This window comes from Roseivirga sp. BDSF3-8 (genome assembly GCF_041449215.1).
Lineage (GTDB): Bacteria > Bacteroidota > Bacteroidia > Cytophagales > Cyclobacteriaceae > JBGNFV01.
The window spans coordinates 2,689,795-2,708,241 of record NZ_JBGNFV010000001.1; the positions used below are offsets into that span (position 1 = coordinate 2,689,795).

The 18,447-nt window shown below is 44.4% G+C and carries 6 protein-coding genes; all 6 read left to right on the forward strand.

The genetic code is table 11. The features are described 5' to 3' along the window. Window positions 1-33 precede the first annotated feature (33 nt). The 6 genes from AB9P05_RS11100 to sbnB are packed head-to-tail and all read left to right on the forward strand — an operon-like array spanning window position 34 to window position 18,447. The gene (locus tag AB9P05_RS11100) at window positions 34-8,655 is read left to right on the forward strand and encodes an amino acid adenylation domain-containing protein (RefSeq protein ID WP_371908898.1); all 8,622 of its coding nucleotides are present in this window, start codon (window positions 34-36) and stop codon (window positions 8,653-8,655) included. A 2-nt stretch (window positions 8,656-8,657) separates the two neighbouring features. Beyond that, window positions 8,658-11,582 carry an amino acid adenylation domain-containing protein gene (locus AB9P05_RS11105; RefSeq protein ID WP_371908899.1) on the forward strand — a complete coding sequence of 975 codons (2,925 nt, stop codon included), beginning with the start codon at window positions 8,658-8,660 and terminating at the stop codon, window positions 11,580-11,582. A gap of 20 nt (window positions 11,583-11,602) precedes the next feature. After that, the gene (locus AB9P05_RS11110; protein WP_371908900.1) at window positions 11,603-15,589 is read left to right on the forward strand and encodes an amino acid adenylation domain-containing protein; all 3,987 of its coding nucleotides are present in this window, start codon (window positions 11,603-11,605) and stop codon (window positions 15,587-15,589) included. A gap of 11 nt (window positions 15,590-15,600) precedes the next feature. Beyond that, a complete protein-coding gene (locus AB9P05_RS11115; protein ID WP_371908901.1) occupies window positions 15,601-16,470 on the forward strand; it encodes a sulfotransferase family 2 domain-containing protein in 870 nt (289 codons plus the stop codon). A gap of 10 nt (window positions 16,471-16,480) precedes the next feature. After that, window positions 16,481-17,446: a pyridoxal-phosphate dependent enzyme gene (locus AB9P05_RS11120; RefSeq protein ID WP_371908902.1), complete on the forward strand. Its 966-nt coding sequence runs from the start codon at window positions 16,481-16,483 to the stop codon at window positions 17,444-17,446. 29 nt (window positions 17,447-17,475) lie between these two features. Further along, window positions 17,476-18,447 carry a 2,3-diaminopropionate biosynthesis protein SbnB gene (gene sbnB / locus AB9P05_RS11125; protein WP_371908903.1) on the forward strand — a complete coding sequence of 324 codons (972 nt, stop codon included), beginning with the start codon at window positions 17,476-17,478 and terminating at the stop codon, window positions 18,445-18,447.

Here is an 18,447-nt window from a genome sequence, read left to right on the forward strand (position 1 = left end):
ATAACCACCCAATAGGAAAAACTTAAGCTAGTAATGGAAGAACTAATCGGCTATTCCTTATCTCCGCAGCAGCAGATGTATGCTTCATCAGGTTTGATGGGGGATGATACCATTATCCAGGTCCGCGTGAAGACGTTAAGACCAGTTGCCACCACCGTATTAAAAGAGAGCTTCAGGTCAGTATGTGACCAGGAAAGTACTTTTAAGGTGAAATATGTACTGGAAAGCGATAGTAATGAATATCTCCAAATTCCAATAGACGACCTTAGGGTGGAATTTGAGGAAAGAACAGAATTGCCAAAATATCCTTTTGAGAGCCAAGGTACAAAGCCCGGTACGGAAGAAGGGCCTTTACTGGTTATTACTGTTTGTCCGTCAGAATCTCATACGGATATTAGTCTTACTACTCTCGCGCTCTGTTGTGATGAGGAAAGCCTGCTTACTATGTGCAGGATGGCTATTGATACAGTTACAGGAAAGGCAGGTGAGTATGATATTATAAGCTATCTGCAGTATAGTGAGTGGCAGCGTGGTTTGCTGTCTGATGATGATAGCCGGGATAGTTTGCAATGGTGGCAATCTTACACCTTCGGCCTGCCTGGTGCACCGCAAAACAGGTTGGTTACTTCTCTGAATACAAGTGAAAAAGATTATACTGAGATTAGCCTTAGTTTAGGCTCTGAGTTACTCGAAATTGCCCGGAACCTGGCTGCTAAATCGGAAACCGGTATTGCAAGTGTTTGGACTTCGGCGCTGTATTTAGCCTTCAGTCGTTTGAATGACGGAAGGCCATTTTCTATTGCCAGCCTTGATAGCGGCAGGAGCTTTGATGAGCTGAACCATACGATTGGCCTGATGGAAAAGCCTCTGCCATTCTACATGGAGGTGAATGAAAACGACACCGTTCAGAAATTGCTGTCTACTGCTTTCACAAGGACTGAGGAGCTGGATACATATAAAGAAGTATTCCCCCTGACCGACACGCTGGCAGAGCATGCTGATTACCTGCAGTATGCCCTGAAAGTTAGCCTTCCCGGGGTAGAAAATCCTTTTACTCTTGAGCACACATCCAGGGGTGGTGGTTTCCATATTATACAGGTACATATCCGGTATACTGAAGAAAATAGAGCAGACATAGTTTTATCTTATGACCGGAAGGTAGTGAGCGAAACTGCCGCTCAGATTATTGCCAGCTCCATTACTGGTACACTTCAATCTCTGACTACTGTACATACCGTAGGAGAGGTGTCTTGCCTTGGGCCGGATATGGAAACTACAGTACTGAACAGTTTCTCGGGAAAGACTAATGCCCATACAGATGTGTCCCAGACATTATTGGAAAGTTGGGATCACATTGCTGCCCAATATCCTGATAATCTGGCAATTGAAGATAAGAAGAGTGCTTTCACATATAGTGAAATAGACAGGCTGGCCAACCTTACTGCGCAAACGCTGATAAGTCAATATAATATAGGCAGGGGTGATAAGGTCATTATATTCATGCAAGGCAACTGCCATATGGTGCAGTCCATGCTGGCAGTATTAAAAGCAGGAGCTACTTATGTACCTGTAGATGCCGGAGCTCCCTATTCACATCTGAGCTTCATTGTGAATGATGCAGCCTGCAGACTTATTCTTACCACATCAGATATAGCCTCGGATGCCATCATTCAGGCAGAAGTGTGCTATGTGGACAATATTTCTGAAGAAGAAGACCTTGAGTTTACACTTCCGGTAAGGCCTTGGGACGCCGAGGCGTATTGTATATATACCTCAGGTACAACGGGTAAGCCTAAAGGCACACGAATCAGTGATGCTTCCCTGATGAACTATATATCATGGTTTAGGGAAGAGTTTTCCATTGGGGCAGATGACGTTACAGCGCTATTATCTTCATTTGCCTTTGACCTTGGATATACGAGCCTGTGGGGTGGTATACTTTCCGGTAGTACGGTATACCTGGCAGATACAGAACTTATAAAAAACCCAGAAGGCCTTACATCTTTTGTGCTCGGCAAGGGCATTACTTTCCTGAAGACCACCCCGTCTCTGTTACACATTTTTCTGATGGCCGGAAACTCCAATGAACTGGGACAGTCTAAGCTGCGTCTTTGGCTTATAGGAGGAGAGGCCATTCATACAGGTGACCTTATCAGAATGAGCGACCTGGTACCTGATATTCAGTTAGTGAACCACTACGGCCCTTCAGAGACCACCATAGGTACTATATTTTATCCCATCCCTTCACAGGATTTGAGGACTTATGAAACCAGGCCGGTAATAGGACGTCCTGTGACTAATAACCATGTATATATTTTAAATGAGACGCTTAAGCCTGTAATGCCTGGCCAGCAGGGACAGATTGCCATTTCAGGCAGGGGACTTTCAAAGGGGTATCTGAACAGGGAGGCACTTACACTTGAGAAATTTATAGATAACCCCTTTGAACAGGGGCATAAAATGTACCTGACCGGAGATTTAGGATATTTTACTGAAGAGGGCCTCATAGGTTTTCTAGGCAGGAAAGATGACCAGGTAAAAATCAGAGGGTACAGGGTAGAGCTTGATGGTGTAAAATCACGACTGCTGGAACTGGAGGGCATTGCTGAAGCAGCAGTGGTAAGCCGCCAGTCAGGCGATTTTGGGAATGAAATCGTGGCCTACCTGGTTGGTGATCGGGCCTATGATACGCAACAGCTTCGTACTGAACTTCAGGCAAAGGTTCCGGACTATATGGTGCCTTCTCACATTGTAGGACTGGAAAGCATGCCTCTCACTGCTAATGGAAAGGTAGATAAAAAACGCCTGCCACAACCTGAAGATGTAAGCACAGGCGGGCCTGTTACTTCTGCTGAAACGTCTACGCAAGCCAGCCTTCTTGCGATCTGGAAAGAAATATTTGCCAATGAAAATATTGGCATTAAAGATGGTTTCTTCGATCTGGGGGGGCATAGCCTGCGCGCCATTCAGATGGCTAGTCTCATTAGTGAGAAAATGGGCATTACTGTTGACCTGCGGGAAATATTTACATATGACAGTGTAGAAACCCTGGCTGGCCATATTGACCAAACACATGATGGCTCCGTAGGTAAAGAAACCATTATTGAGCCACTTCCGCTACAGGAATATTATGCCCTGAGCCATGCCCAAAAGAGGATATGGCTGGTGAGCCAGCAGGAGCAGGGGTCTGTGGCCTATAATGTTCCATCTGCATTTGAGGTTAGCGGAAAAGTCACTCCTGAAAACATAAAAAATGCTTTCATAGTGCTTGTGCAAAGGTATGAGATTCTCCGTACCATATTTCTGGAAGTAAAAGGAGAGCCTGTACAGAAAGTATTGTCTGAAGCACCTGCTGAAGAAATGTGGTCTTTCGTAAACCTGGAAGATAATAGCCAGCCCGGAGAGGCCATCAAACAAAGCATACTTGCCGAGTACAGCCATCACTTTGAGATGGACGAAGTACCACCGGTAAGGCTCAGTATGTTAAAAATCAGCGAGGACAGAAATGTTATAATACTAAATATACACCATATCCTTTCCGATGGGTGGTCCAGGGCACTGTTAAGTAAAGATTTCCTGGAAATTCTCGCAGGTATGCTCTCCGGAACTACTTCAGTTGCCACGGGGACATCTGTTCAATTCAAAGATTATATACCTGTTCAGAATCAGGCTATAAAGGATAATGAGAGCTTTTGGAAGAAGTACCTGGCCACCTGGCCCGCTCCGCTCTCTTTCCCTATAGATCATGCCAGACCAGAGAAAATTACGTTTAAAGGTAAAGCAATACATACTACGCTTGATCGTGCAGAGTATAAGGCTATTCAGGATCTGGCTCAGAAGGAAGGCACTACCGTAAATAATATATTCCTATCGCTTTACGGGTTGCTGCTGAGAGGATACACAGGAGAGGAAAATATACCTGTTGGGGTAATAAGTTCTGGCAGGAATCACAGTCAGATATTAAATACTCCAGGGCTGTTTATAAACTACCTGCCCCTTAATATCTCTGTGCCTGGTGGTATAGCGTACAGGGATTATTTGAGCCAGTTTTCTGTGGATTTTCAGGAAGTTCTACTTCATGACAGCTACCCTTATGATCTGATGGTTGAGCAAAAAAGCGAGACACTACCGGCAAACAGAAACCCGCTTTTTGATACCATGCTCATCTTTCATAATGAGCAGGAGCTGCACGAGGATAGTATAAATGAGCTGAAAAAGAGCCTGCCCGGCGGAATAGAGATCAACCCTGTATCCCTGGATATGAAAGAGCGGGGTACCAAACTTGATTTTAAAGTTGATATAGGTGTTGGGGATGACAGGCTGAGTATACAGCTTGAATATAATACCATGCTTCTTGAAGATGCAACGGCACAGGATATATTAAATAGGTATGTAAGCCTTATAAATAACCTTGCTGATCAGGGGCCGGAAGCCATTACCACCAATATGCCTTCCTCTGCAACAGATAAACTTGTCTGGAAGAAAAAGGGAAGCTATCAGTTTCCCGAGGCAAAAAGTCCGCTTCGCATAACTGCTTCTTTCACCGCCGAACCTTTACAAGATGCGCTGGCAGTCCTTTTAGAAGAGTTTCAGTTGCCACTATACCCTGAGTTCGCTCCTTACCATCAGGTGATAAGAGAGCTTTCAGATCTTGCAAGCGGCCTCCATGCTCATGATGGAAAGCACGTATTACTAGTCAGACTTGAAGACTACATTCGCGAAAACGAAGATGGGGATAAAGCTAAAATTGAGATACTTCAGGGTATTAAAGATCAGCTATGTAAGCTGATATCAACTCACAGCACTGATATACTGTTGTACCTGTTCCCCGTTTCATCAGGAGCCCCCCATAGCCAGGAGGTAAGAAATACTATTGTTACACTGAATAATGCACTGGCTTCTGATTTAGCAAGCCTGCCTTATGTAAGTATAGTCCGGGCGGAAGAGATTAATACCTCAAACCCTGGATTGCTTATAGAGGATGTTAGCCAGGACAAAATAGGGCATATACCTTTTACAGAAGAGTATTATATAGCACTTGCCGGCAATATCACAAGGCAACTTTACGGCCGCAGAACAAGCGCTATCAAGGCCATTGCCGTAGACTGCGATAATACATTGTGGAAGGGGGTCTGCGGAGAAGACAAGCCTGAGGCAATGGTTATCACTCCTGGTCACAGGTACATGCAGCAATTCCTGCTACAAAAGAAAAAGGAAGGTTTTCTGATCCTGCTTCTCAGCAAAAACCATGAAGAGGATGTCTGGAATGTGTTCAGGCAAAATCCTGATATGGTACTTACAGAGGCAGATATTACAGATTACCGTATAAACTGGGAGAGCAAGGCCGTAAATATATCTTCACTGGCAGAAGATCTCAATATTGGAGTTGACAGTTTTGTTTTCCTGGATGATAATCCGGTGGAAGTAAAGGAAATGCTGGCTCGCAGGCAGGAAGTATTCAGCTTGCAGGTGCCTGAAGAGCGATACCTGGAAGTATTCCTTAATCGTATCTGGGGGCTGGACAAGTTTGATATTACAGAAGAGGATAGCCAGAGGAGTGAAATGTACCGTGCCGAAAAAGCACGGCGCAGTCTAAAGTCAGAGAAAGAAGAGCTTAATGAATACCTCGCAGACCTTAAGCTGGAAATCAGCTTTAACAGCGTAGGAGAGGAGCATGTATCCAGAATTAGCCAGCTTACTCAGAGAACCAACCAGTTTAACCTGAGTACGATCCGGAGAACTGAAGAAGAAGTACGAAGCCTGATACACAAGACCGGTACAGATTGCTATAAAGTACATGTAAGAGACCGCTTTGGTGACTATGGCATAACCGGCCTGGTAATTACTAAAATACAGGGAGAAGTTCTCTTAGTAGACACCTTCCTTCTTAGTTGCCGTGTACTGGGCAGAAATGTAGAGCAGGGAATAACCTGGCTACTGAGCAGAATATGCCATGAAAATGGGCTAAAAGAGATTAAGACTTCCTTTATTCCTACAGCTAAGAACACTCCGGCATATAATTATCTAACGGCGGCCAGGTGGGAGCTTACCGAAGACACCGTCGCAGGTAAGCTGTTCAGGCTGGACCCTTTAGAGGTTACGCGCCCGCTTCATATAGATCTTTATTTCTGTGAGGAATTACCCGCTCGGGATAAGCAGCAAAATGAAGATACTGCGGGTGAGGTATTGTTTTACCCCGACCATACCGGTGTAGCCGTCCGGAATATGCAGGAAGCTGTAAAACAGTACCGCAGCTTAGGATATACTGTGTCCGAACCGGTATTTGACCCCCTACAGAAGGTTATGCTGGCAATGTGTGAGCTTCCAGGTCATGTTAATATAGAACTGGTTTCACCTGCTGGAGAAAATGAGGGGCCGCTTTATAATATACTTGATACAGATGGTGAAGGGCCCTATCACCTATGTTACAGGGTAAAGAACTTTAATGAAGCCTTAGCCGCTTTTGAAAAGGCTAACCCCGGTTATGATATAATACTGAAACCTACCGCAGCTATCCTTTTTCACGGATTGGAGGTAATGTTTATTTATCATCAAAATACAGGTCTGATAGAGTTACTACAGGATCCTGGTATGAGGCAAAACGGATTGCTTGCCGGTAAGCCATTTGTAAAACTCAGCACCCCGGATATCTCTAAAACCTTAGCCTCCCTTCAGCCCCTTGGCTATTATACTGATAGCTATGGTATGGCCAGGGCAGTAAGTAATAAATACAGCACCATTTTGCTTTCAGAGAATAATGATGGCAAAACTCGCATACAGCAAATATTTTCTTTTACTTCCAGGCCCGTTCCTCACGGTGATGAAGCTGCTCCGGCGTATATCCAATGGTTAGAGGAGAGTAATTCAGTTGACTATCAGTTTGACGAAGCGCTTTATAAAGGTAAACTCCTGCTGCATTTTATGCAGTATAAGGGATTGTACTACAGCGACCATACTGCTGTAAATCAATTGTTGCAAACAAGGAATACTACACATTCTGTCAGGGGTACATACGAGTCTGCAGAAGGTGATACTGAACAAAGGCTTCAGGCTATATGGGGGGAAGTCCTGAAACAGGAAGACGTTGGTGTCACCTCTGAGTTCGCAAGTCTCGGAGGACATTCTCTTCGGGCTACCCAGGTTCTGGCTCGTATATATCGCGAGTTTGGCGTAGAGATAGGCCTTACCGAATTCTTCAGACATGACACAATCAGGAAGCTGGCAGAGCTTGTCTCTTCCAGACAGCCTGCAAGTAAAGTCACCTCTATTCCTGTCCTTCCTGTAGCTGTGGATTATGAAGCTTCCCATGCTCAGAAGCGGCTTTGGGTAATTCAGCAGATGAATCCGGTCAATACTGCCTATAATCTTTACAGCAGCTATGAGCTTACAGGAACTCCGGATACGCGCAGACTGGAAAAAGCAATTGAAAAGGTTATTGCTCGCCATGAACCTCTTAGAACTGCCTTTAAGAAAAATGTCGAAGGTGAGCTTCGCCAGGTAATTGCTGACCATACTGCTGTGGGCTTTAAAGTAATGGAAACGGACATGACCGGGCATGAAACCGAAGAGGTTCATGCTTATCTGCAGCAATGCGTAGATACACCGTTTGACCTTTCCACTGCGCCACTATTCAGGGTAGAGTTAGTAAAGACAGGTGATGAAAAGTATATACTCCTGTATGTCATACATCATATCATTTCTGACGGGTGGTCTTTACAGGTAATGTTTAATGAGGTCATGGCTATTTATAACAGCCCGGACCAGGTGAAACCAGAAGTACTAGCCACTTTACATGCTCAGTATAAGGATTTTGCAAGTTGGAGCAATAACAGGCTAAGTAGCGGTAAACTGGATGATGCACGTAGCTTCTGGATGAATAAGTATGCTACCGTTCCGGAAAAACTAAATATAAAAACAGACTTCGCCAGACCGGAAATCAGATCGTTTGAAGGTAATACTATACGAACTTCTTTCTCTGAGGAGGTTATAGATATCATCCGTAAAGAGAGCCTGAAACATGGTGTAAGTGCTTATACCTTCCTATTATCTGCAGTGGCAGTGCTGTTCCATAAGTATGCTAAGCAGGAAAATATGGTAATTGGCATTCCTTCTGCAGGCCGTGTACACCGGGATCTTGAGCCGTTGATCGGCTTCTTTGTCAATACACTGGCCCTTCGCTTCAATATAAAGAGAGACCTATCAGTGTCTTCCCTGCTGGAAGAGGTAAAGACTGAACTCTCCACTTCACTTGACCACCAGGAGTATCCTTTTGATATGCTTGTAAACGATCTGGACCTAAGCAGGGAAGAGCGGCAGATGCCCCTGTTCAATGTAATGGTGCAGATGCTTGACTTCTCCAATGTAAGAGACAGCCAGCGTAGCATGGAAGGACTGAAAATAGAGACTTACGAGTATCCGAAACGTAATACCAGCCTCTTCGAGTTGAGGTTCACCTTCCATATGTATGAAACGGAAATATACATGGATGTAGAATATAATACATCTCTGTTCAAAGAATCCAGGATTACACGCCTTATCACCCATTTAGAACAGGTAATTAAAGGCTTTGCCGATCCTGATAAAGCCATAGGTAAAATACAGCACCTTACCGAGGCTGAACAAAATATGATTATGCAATTCGCTAAAGGAAACTAAACATGGGACTTCTTCATAAATTTCTGGAACTACAGGTTCCTGTCACCCCCGACGTTACAGCGCTTACTAACGGACACAGATCCCTGACTTATACACAGTTCAATAATGAGGCTAACCAAATAGGGTGTTTGCTGAACAGTGCAGGAGTAACCAAAGGCGATGTAGTTGCCGTAGCCATAGAGAATTCTATAGAGACAGTATTGGCTATATATGGCATACTGAAGGCTGGCGCTGCTTACTTGCCGGTAGATCCTGCTCACCCTTCGGAGCGAATTGCTTTTATGCTTAAGGATGCCGGGTGTAAAGGGTTGATCACAACATCTGCTTTTCCGGTGGCCTCACTGGAAAATGGTGAGATCACATCCCTGAAGACCATTGTATTCCTGGATGATAAAATACCCGGAAACATACCGGAGATGATCAGGGTGTTTGGAAAGATACATCTGGAAGAGCAACCGGTAGAAAACTTCAATAATAATATAGAGGGCGAAGACCTGGCCTATATTATTTACACCTCAGGCACTACAGGGCAACCTAAAGGAACCCTTATTACACATAATGCTGCAGAAAACCTTTCCACATGGATGTATGAAAGCTTCTATAAGCCTTATGATCAGCCTATGCCTGGTATGCTTACTGCCTCTGTGGTATTTGATGCCTCTGTGCAGCAACTGTTTGCACCTTTCAGACATGGGTCACCGCTGGTAGTGGTATCTAAAAAGGATAAGGAAGACGTAAACCGGTTCCTTGACCTTATGATTACTTACAAGGTTAAAGTGGCTGACATTACCCCATCTTACCTGAAAGTCGTACTGGCCGCAGCGGATAAGTCTCAGCTAACCCCGTCCCTTAAATTTTTGATTATAGGAGGTGAGGCCCTGAGCACTTCTCTTATAAAGGACTTCTATAAGGTATTTGCTCAGGCAAAGCTTATAAATGTATATGGCGTAACGGAGTCCGCAGTAGACTCTACTTTTCATGAAGTAGAGCCGGAGACACGTGAGCCTAATATTATAGGTAAGCCTATACCCAATACACAGGTTTTCCTCGTAGATGATAATCTGGACCTTGTTGGTATAGGAGAAGAAGGAGAGATATGTATAGGAGGCGCCGGACTCTCAAAAGGATACCTTAACAGACCTGAACTTACCGCCCGGAAATTTGTTGATCATCCCTTTATAGAGGGTGTTACCATATACCGTACCGGAGACTTAGGCATGTATGATGAAGATGGAAACATCCATTACATCAGCAGAAAAGATAACCAGGTTAAAATCAGGGGATACAGGGTTGAGCTTGGCGAGATTGAAGAGCATATTAAAGCGGTCAGGGTTAACAAGCAGCCTTTTGAAAAGAAAGAAATTGAAGGAATAAGGCAGGAAAAAATAGGCGTACAGCGTTGCAGTAAATGCCTCCTTACCCACAATTATCCCGGCATCTCATTTAATGCAGAAGGAGTATGCAATATATGTGAGACATTCGGGCAGTATGAAGATACGGCCAAGGCATACTTCAGTAATATGGAGTCACTTGCTGAGATCATTTCCATAAACAATTCAGCCACAGGAGGATATGACTGTATGCTGCTTTACAGTGGTGGCAAAGATAGTTCTTACGTCCTCTACAGGCTGGTGGAGATGGGTCTGAAAGTATTGGCCTTCACCTTTGACAATGGCTTTATTTCCCAGGGTGCATTCGAGAATATTAAGCGAATGACCGATAGTCTGGGAGTGGACAGCATCATCAGCACCGCAGAGAATATGAACGAGATCTTTGTGGAAAGCCTTAATTCAGATCATACCGTATGCTCCGGCTGCTTTCAGTCCCTTACCGCAGTCAGTACCCGTATTGCCGCAGATAAAGGCATAAAAATGATCTTTACAGGCCTTAGCCGTGGTCAGATATTCGAAACCAAACTTGAAGGCTTGCTCAAACAAGGCATCGTAGATCCTGCCGAGATTGAAGATAAGCTTTTGATGTTCAGAAAAATGTATCATAGCAAAAAGGATCGTATAAACGACCTGCTCGATGTTTCACTGGACGATGCCCCTTTTGAAGAAATGTACTTCCTGGATTTCTTCAGATATGATCATACGGCTGCACCTGAGATCAGAGATTTTCTGAAAGAAAGAGATGAGTACTGGCGAAATCCCAAAGACACGGGCTTTTGCTCTTCTAACTGTATGATCAATGATATAGGAATTTGCATACACTCACGTGAAAGGAGCTACCATAACTATGATGCGCCTACGAGCTGGGACATTCGTATGGGCCTCATTACACGTGAAGATGGCATGCATGAAGTTACTTTTGCTCCCAGTCACACACATGTAAATAATGTGCTGCAAAAAATAGGGTACCTGGAGCAGAAAGTAGATGATGCCGTAGTAGTTAAAAAGGAAGACAAAGACGGACATTCCTACCTGGCAGGTTATGTAGCAGGCAAATCACGTATTCCGGCAACGATTATTAAAAGTCATCTGCGTAAAAACCTGCCAGAATATATGGTGCCTAACTATATTATTCATATACCTGAAATACCCCTTAATACTAATGGAAAGGTTGATTATAAGAGGCTACCTGATCCCGTATTTGATATTGCTGGTAGTGGCGAAATCGAAAAGCCTTCCACCGCAGAAGAAAAGCTTGTTTACGAAATCATCAGGAATACCCTAAAACTGGAGGAGTTCAGTATTACCAAAGACCTCTTTCAACTTGGGCTGGACTCTATCAGGGCTATACATATTGCTTCAGAGCTACTTAACAAGGGCTATCAGATAGATGTAAATGAAATATTCCTGAGTGCTACAGTGAAGGAACTAAGCCAGAAGATGAGACCTGCAGAACAGGAAACAGTGACGGAAGAAGCTACCGGGGAGTTTTCTTACGATGGCTTTGATAAGGCAGACTTAGACAAATTATTTTAACCGGCTATCCATCTTAAATAATGCTTAATAAAGAAAACGTAAAGGACCTCTATCCTTTATCATCTCAACAGGAAGGAATTCTTTTTCACCACCTTCGCTTTCCGGAGTCTGAGGGCTACTTTCAGCAGTGGCATTATACCTATAATGCAGCAGTACCTGTAGAGGCTGCCCGTGAAGCTTTTGAGATACTTGTATCCAGGCATGATGTTCTCCGTACAGTATTCAGATATCAGAATCTGGACAGACCATTGCAGGTTGTATTAAAGAAATGGGAGCCCTCATACCGCTTTGTAGACCTTCAGGGTGAAGATATTGAAGATACAGATCAGCATTTTAAAGAATTTTGTAAGCAGGACAGAAAAAACCTCTTTGACCTTGGAAATGAAGTGCCTATCCGGCTTTCCATAGTATGTTATGGGCCCGAAAAGTACGGGTGGTTGTGGAGTTATCACCATATTATACTGGATGGGTGGTGTATGAGCATCCTTCAGAAGGAATATTTTACTATTTACCAATCACTAATTCAGGGAAATAAGCTGGAAATGCCTGCCCCTCCGCCTTTCAGCCGGTTTATAAAGTGGATCGAAAGCCAGGACAAGACAGAATCCTCTGCATTCTGGAAGCAGTTTCTGGACGGTTACACAGAGACTACCGGGCTTCCTGCGCAGCATCTGCTGCCAGTGGAAGGAGCCTACGCACTAAAGAGGTCCCTGCTGGAATTTGATACTGCCACTTCTGACAGCATCAAAGCCATGGCACGGCAGTTAAAAATGACTACCAACCAGCTCATTCAGGGTATTTGGGGCTTGCTCCTTGCGAAGCTTACGGGCCGTAACGATGTGATTTTTGGTATGATAGTAGCCGGTAGGCCTAACTCTCTGCCTGGTGTGCTTTCTATGATCGGTCTTTTCATCAATACCATACCCGCCAGGGTAAATTTCGACCGGTCAGACTCAGTAGGTGATATTCTAAGGTCAGCATCAGATACTTTCATAGATTCTTTGCGCTACCAGTACATGTCCCTGGTAGATATTCAAGGGCATTCTGTACTTAAAGAAAAGCTTATAGACCATGTGCTGGTATTCGGAGATTTTATAGCCGGAGACCAAATGGAAAACAGCGCTTCCGCCGGTCATGTGAGCAACCTAGACAAATTTGAGCAAACGAATTACAATCTTTGCATAGACTGCTCGGTAAAGCAGAATATCGGCCTGCTTTTTAACTATAATAGCCTGGTATATGATCCGGCATTTATAGAAAATGTGCAAAACATTTTCCGCCTTATCACTGAGCAGGTACTTCATAACCCTGCATTACCGGTAAACCGGCTAACGTATATTTCGGAAGCTGACCGTAACCTTATAGCCACTTTCAATAAAACAGAAAGAGAGTTTCCGCAAGACATCAGCATAACCGGTTACCTGCAGAATCACAGCCAAGCTACTCCCGACAAAGCAGCCCTTATCTGCAAAGGGGAAACCTTCAGCTACCGCGCTGCAGATGAGAAAATGCAGCAGTATGCTTCTTACCTGAGCATCTCCTGTGGTGTTAAACCCGGGCAGATGGTGGCCGTGGTTACTGAGCGCTCCCCTCAGTTATTTTTCAGTATCCTTTCTATCTGGCTGTGCAATGCCGTCTATATACCTATAGATCCGGAATACCCTGTAGAAAGGATAGCCGGCATAGTAAATGACAGCGGTGCAGTATTGACTATAGTGGACAATGCAGAGCTTGAAGAGGCACTGCCCGCTCACCTTAGTGAAGGAAGTAGCATTATTCATACTTCTCTTATTGAGGAAAGTAAGCATAAAGCGTTTACGCATACAGGATTTGATTTTAACCAGCTTGCTTACGTCATCTATACCAGCGGGTCTACCGGAAAACCTAAAGGAGCTATGGTAGAGCATGTAGGTATGATGAACCACATGTGGGCCAAGGTAAATGACCTGTCGCTGTCAGGTGAGTCAATAGTGGCCCAGAATGCTTCCCAGTGTTTTGATATTTCTATCTGGCAGTTATTCTCTGCTATAGTCACCGGGGGTACCACCATTATATATTCTAAAGATCAGATACTTAACCCGGAAGGGTTTATTCGGCAGGTAATAGTCGACCAGGTTACTATTCTGGAAGTAGTGCCCTCTTATCTAAATGTACTTATTGCACTGTTTGAAGAGAACAAGAAGCTGCCCCTGCCGGAAAAGCTGCTGAACCTCGTCACTACCGGAGAAACGGTAAAGCCGGAAACCGTAAACAGATGGTTTAAGCAGTTTCCGCAAATCCCTATGATAAACGCCTACGGGCCTACGGAAGCTTCCGACGATATAACTCATCATATCATGACCCAGCCTCCTGAAGGTCGCATAGTACCTATAGGCATGCCGGTGCAGAACTTTAACCTCTATGTGGTAGATCAGGATATGAATCCCTGTCCCATAGGCATTAAAGGCGAAGTGGTGGTATCAGGCATAGGAGTAGGCCAGGGGTATCTGCATGATCCCGGTAAGACGGCTGCTGTATTTATGAACGACCCTTTCATTACAGACAGGGAAGTTCGCATGTACAAAACGGGAGATCTTGGTAGCTGGACTACAGAAGGAACACTGCTGTTTTACGGTAGAAAAGATTACCAGCTAAAGATTAAGGGCTTCAGAATAGAGCCGGAAGAAATAGAGATCACAATGGTAGAACATCCCTCCGTGGACCAGGCCGTAGTGATAGACTATAAGAATGATCGCGGAGAGGCATACCTGGCGGGCTACTATACCTCAGCTTCATCCTTAACCTACAATGAGCTCCGGACATACCTGGCTGCTAAGTTGCCGGCATATATGGTGCCCGCATACCTGGTTGAACTAGAGGCTATACCTTTGAATTCCAATGGTAAAACCGACCGTAATAAACTCAGGGAAACCCAAAAGCCAGTGCAGCAGACCACTTCTGCAGAGGCCTATGTGGCCCCGGAAGGAGAAGTAGAGCAAAAGCTTGCAGCCATTTTCTCTGAAGTACTGGAACTGGACAAAGTAAGCACTACCGATAACTTTTTTGAACTCGGTGGCGACAGCTTTAAAGCTATACGGGTAGTAGCTAAATACGGAAAAGGATTCCTGGTACCGGATATCTATGCGAACCCAACTATAGAAATGCTGGCTAACTTCATCAGAGGGAATGCAGGCAAGGAAAACGACTTGCTTTACAACCTTACCGGAGAGATAAAGCAGGAAAGGCTTGCCATAATAGGTGTGCCTAACTCTGCCGGTGATCCGCTGAGTTTTACTGATACTGTAACCCACCTGCAGACTATGGTGCCGGATGTAAGCTTCTACGGAACCATGCTGCCCCGGGAAGAGCCGGGAGAGGGAGAAGACATGACACACGTGCTGGAGGCGCTTAGCGAGAAGCTGGCAGAGGAGATAAAAACCAAAATATCCGTTCCTGTGATCATGTTTGGGCAGTGTAACGGAAGCGGCCTTGCGCTTAAGGCAGCCCGGAAGTTAGTGGAAAAAGAGGTTCCTCTTCATGCAGTATGTGTTGGCGGGGCTATGCCACGTCTCAAAATTACACCGGATACCGACGCAAGGACCAATAATGATATCACCGACTTCGTAGAGAAACTTGGCGCTGAAGTACCCGCAGATCCTGCCGACAAGGCCATGTTCCTGCAGAACTTCAGATACGATGGACTTATGGCAGGCACTGCCTACAATGGTTTTATCAATGCCATAGCTGCTCAGGAATTTCCCAGGTTCGGAGTACCCTTCTACTGTATTACCGGAGATAGTGACCCGCTTACAAAACCCTATAAAAAGCGGTACAAGCAGTGGTTTGATTATGCTGATAATGTAGGGCTTATGGAGATAAAGAAGGTAGGGCACTACCTTTTGCGGGATGTACCCGAAGACCTGGCGAGAATCTTTGCTGACATCGCTACGGACCAGCAGTCCTCCTATAACATTACGGGGAAGGCAGATAACATTTTTACCAAAGTGAAAGCTGCTCTGCTGGATTAAAGGAGAATATTATGGATAAGTTGAAAACAGAAAATTACCCCATTATATTTACCCATGTGCCCAGAAGCGGAGGGACTACGCTGAATAGTATTTTGAAAAATATATATCCGGGTAAGTCACACTACACCTTCTATGTGCAGGAAAAAGGCGGCACTGTTCAGAAAGCAATTCAGGATTTTAAAAACCTGCCTTCTGCTGATAAGAAGCAGTTAAAACTACTTACCGGGCATACCAGCTTCGGGATACATGAAGGGATTCATGAACATCCTACTTATCTGACCCTCCTGCGTGACCCCGTAAAAAGGCTTATTTCCTATTACTATTATATTCTGGGAAATGATGGCCATTACCTGCACCAGGTATTGCTGCGTAACCGTATGGCACTAGAGGAATTTCTGAAGGGTAACCTGAGTACTGAGCTGGATAATATACAGGTACGACAGCTTTCCGGCGATACCCACCTAAGATTCGGTCAGTGCAATGAGGGTACTTTGGAAAAAGCTAAAGCCAACCTGGATAAATGGTACCCGGTATTTGGGATAACAGAGAAGTTTGATGAAAGCCTCATCCTGTTTAAAGAATATTTCAGATGGAAGTCACCCTATTACATTCCGTTGAATACCATTTCCTATGATAAAAGCCAGGGTGACCTGGCCAATGATACCCTGCACTATATACTGCGACTGAACCAGTATGACCTGGCCCTGTATGAGTATGCCTCAAAACGGTTTAATACCATGATCCAGCGTATTGAGAATTTCGACCAAAAGTTAATCCGGTTTCAGAAAGCGAATCACACAATTTCAAAATTAGGTAGTAAAAAAAGAAACTACGGGCTTTACTTCTGGAACACTTATCAACAGCTATTAGGAACCCCTTGAAAAAGAAACAATGATTACCCAGATTGCGGAAATAAAAAGATTTATCGGCAATACACCGGTCAAAAAACTGAACCTGCCGGAGTCCGAAGCTTCCCTGTACGCTAAATTGGAGTATTACAACCTTACCGGTAGCGTAAAAGACCGCCCTGCTGTACACATTATGGGCAAGGCAGTAGAAAACGGGCTTATTAACAAGGATACATATGTTGTAGAGTCTACTTCAGGAAACTTTGGTATTGCCCTGGCCACCGTATGTAAGTCTATAGGCGTACGGTTTATTCCCGTCCTTGATCCAAATACATCTCCTGAAAAGGAAAAGATGCTAAAGCTTCTTTCTCACCGCATTATTCATGTGACTGAGAGAGACGAAACAGGCGGATTTTTGCTGAACAGGATCAAGGCGGTAGAAGAGTTTAAAGCAAAAAACGCAAACACCTTTCATCCTAACCAGTACGAAAACCCTAATAACTACGGCAGTTACTCACTATCCTTAGCTGAAGAAATCATACGGGATTTTCCCCGTCTGGACTATCTGTTTGTAAGTGTAAGCAGTGGAGGTACCATTGTAGGCCTTGCAAAAAGGCTCAAGCAGCACTATCCGTCAGTAAAGATCGTACCGGTAGACGTTAGCGGCTCACTTATATTTTCCAGCATGCCCGGTATTCGCCATATTCCCGGCCTTGGGTCTGGCAAAAGGTGTATTTTTCTTGATGAAGTAGACCTCGAAGAATGCATGATTCTTCATGAAGAGAAGATAGTAGAAGGGTGCCAGAGCCTTCTGAAAGAGCAAAACCTTTTTGCTGGAGGATCCAGTGGCGCAGTATACTATGCGGCCAGGGAATACCTTACTGCCCATGCCAGGGCCGGCGAAAAAGGCCTTATCATTTGCCCTGACAGGGGAAATGATTACATAAATACCATATACAACCCTGCCTGGATAGAGGAAAAGTATCATTCGGAACACGCAGTTATATAACCATTCACTCATTTTATTGAGAACACTTCATGTTATACATTAACGAAGAAACCATCTTAACAGTGGGCATCAATTGGACTGATGCAGTCGATGCTATTGTAAAAGCCGCTGATGCCCTGGATAAAAAATCATTTAGCCAGCCAGTAAAGCCTTATTTGCGGTATAAGAATCCGAAAAACCGCATTATTGCTATGCCTGCATACATAGGGGGTGATTTTGAGGTAGCTGGTATAAAATGGATTTCAAGTTTTCCTGATAATATTCATAATAATATTAAGCGTGCTCATTCCGTCATCATATTAAATGAAGAAAGTACCGGACGGCCGATTTCTGTAATCAATACCCCTATAGTCAGTGGTATTCGTACAGCAGCTGTTACAGGAGCACTTATCCGTGAAGTCTTCTCGGTTAATCCTCCTGAGAAGAAGATAAATTTTGGCATTATCGGATTCGGACCTATAGGTCAGCTACACCTGCAGATGGTAATGTCCCTTTTTGGAGATTATATTGATAGGGTTCTGATATACGACCTAAGGCCCCTTAACCAGGAAGCTATTCCTGCAGACATTGCTTCAAAGGTAGAAGTAGCCCGGAGCTGGGAGGAGGTTTATACTCATTCTGATGTATTTATGACCTGTACAGTTTCATCCAGCCCTTATATAGATAAGGCCCCGCCCAAAGGTTCATTGCAACTCAATGTTTCCCTCCGCGACTACCAGCCGGAGATAATGCATCATATAGACAGAATGGTGGTGGACAACTGGGAAGAAATATGCCGCGAAAATACCGATGTGGAGAACATGCATCTTAAGCACGGTCTGCAGAAAGAAGATACAATAGACATAAGCCAGGCACTGGTAGGAGAAGGGTTGAAAGACCTGCGCCGTGACCAGACCCTTATGTTTAACCCCATGGGTATGGCAGTGTTTGATATGGCTATTGGAAAAATGTTCTATAACAAAGCAATGGAAAAGAACGCCGGAGTATCACTTGCTGATTAA

What these genes read in the sequence shown, in the direction of transcription:
- AB9P05_RS11105 (WP_371908899.1), top strand. Translation starts at nt 8,658, where the DNA reads ATGGGACTTCTTCATAAATTTCTGGAACTACAGGTTCCTGTCACCCCC.
- AB9P05_RS11100 (WP_371908898.1), top strand. Translation starts at nt 34, where the DNA reads ATGGAAGAACTAATCGGCTATTCCTTATCTCCGCAGCAGCAGATGTAT.
- AB9P05_RS11115 (WP_371908901.1), top strand. Translation starts at nt 15,601, where the DNA reads ATGGATAAGTTGAAAACAGAAAATTACCCCATTATATTTACCCATGTG.
- AB9P05_RS11120 (WP_371908902.1), top strand. Translation starts at nt 16,481, where the DNA reads ATGATTACCCAGATTGCGGAAATAAAAAGATTTATCGGCAATACACCG.
- sbnB (WP_371908903.1), top strand. Translation starts at nt 17,476, where the DNA reads ATGTTATACATTAACGAAGAAACCATCTTAACAGTGGGCATCAATTGG.
- AB9P05_RS11110 (WP_371908900.1), top strand. Translation starts at nt 11,603, where the DNA reads ATGCTTAATAAAGAAAACGTAAAGGACCTCTATCCTTTATCATCTCAA.